This is a genomic window from Bartonella sp. AA86SXKL, from assembly GCF_042196885.1.
The window spans coordinates 1-268 of record NZ_JBHIRE010000483.1 but is presented as its reverse complement, the minus strand read 5'-3'; the positions used below and the strand labels follow the sequence as shown (position 1 = coordinate 268).

Annotated in this window: 1 protein-coding gene; it reads left to right on the top strand. The window is 33.6% G+C overall.

Translation table 11 applies throughout. The features are described 5' to 3' along the window. Positions 1–50 precede the first annotated feature (50 nt). On the top strand, positions 51–268 hold a 218-nt coding region (locus ACFIO5_RS12785; protein WP_375705606.1), incomplete at its 3' end, for an LptF/LptG family permease.

The window sequence follows — 268 nt, the reverse complement described above, 5'->3', positions numbered from 1 at the left end:
CGTATAGAGTATCTACTTTCTAATTAAATTTTAAGGATGTTATCCAATCTATGCGTATTATTGAGTTATACATCCTGAAACGCATTCTTATTCTGTTCAGTGCTGTCATGATTGCAGCAATTGGTATCAGTTGGACAGTGCAAATTCTTGCACGAATAAACTTTCTTACAACAAGTAAACAAACGCTTCTAACAATCTTGCAATTTTCAATCTCATTGGTTCCTTCTGTTATTTTTCTTGTTATCCCATTGGCATTATGGATTGCCAT